A 1,091-nucleotide genomic window follows, 5' to 3' on the forward strand; every position below is an offset into this window, starting at 1 on the left:
TCGTCAACAACGCCCTACTCCATTGGATGAAGCGAAATGGGGCTTTGCCGTAGTAGAAAACTCACTGTGGGAAGCTGTGCCAGATTTCCTACGTGAAATGAATGATCGTCTGAAGTCTTACCTAGGTGAAGGTTTACCAATTGATGCTCGTCCAGTGCATTTCTCTTCTTGGATGGGGGGTGACCGTGATGGCAACCCGTTCGTTACTCATAGCGTAACGCGTGAAGTATTGCTTCTGTCTCGTTGGAAAGCCGCCGATCTTTATCTCAATGACATCAATGAATTGATCAGCGAACTCTCGATGACCGTTTCTAACGATCAAGTTCGTGAACTTGCTGGTGAAGATCAACACGAACCATACCGCGCAATCCTGAAACAACTACGTGCTCTGCTCAATGAAACCAAAGATATTCTTGATGCGAAGATCCACGGTCAAAAACTGGCAGTCAAAGCACCGCTACAAAAAGTTGAACAGCTTTGGGATCCTCTGTACGCGTGTTACCAATCACTGCATGAGTGCGGCATGGGCGTCATCGCTGACGGCTCGTTGCTAGATACGCTGCGTCGTGTGAAAGCGTTTGGCGTTCACCTAGTTCGTCTTGATATCCGCCAGGAAAGTACGCGCCACGCAGATGTACTCTCTGAGCTGACTCGATACCTCGGCATTGGTGATTACGAACAGTGGAGCGAGCAAGATAAAATTGCTTTCCTCACCAATGAACTTGCGTCTAAACGTCCGCTACTGCCACGCGATTGGGAACCATCAGAGCCTGTCAAAGAGGTTTTAGACACCTGTAAGATCATCGCTCTGCAACCGCGCGAAGCGTTCGGTGCTTACGTCATCTCAATGGCTCGTACCGCCTCAGACGTACTCGCTGTGCACCTATTACTGCAAGAAGCGGGCTGCCCTTACCGTATGGATGTTTGTCCTTTGTTCGAAACTCTAGACGACTTGAACAATGCGGAATCGGTCATTAAGCAGCTAATGAGCATCGACCTTTACCGTGGCTTTATTCAAAACCACCAAATGGTCATGATCGGCTACTCTGATTCAGCAAAAGATGCCGGCGTCATGTCGGCAGGCTGGGCTC

1 protein-coding gene is annotated in these 1,091 nt (G+C 49.3%); it reads left to right on the forward strand.

Annotation, left to right across the window (positions count from 1 at the left end):
• Nucleotides 1-1,091: phosphoenolpyruvate carboxylase (locus tag R7E00_RS24840; RefSeq protein ID WP_318124884.1), on the forward strand; the 1,091-nt coding region annotated here is incomplete at both ends.

This window comes from Vibrio sp. Vb1755 (genome assembly GCF_033338635.1).
Taxonomy (GTDB): domain Bacteria; phylum Pseudomonadota; class Gammaproteobacteria; order Enterobacterales; family Vibrionaceae; genus Vibrio; species Vibrio alginolyticus.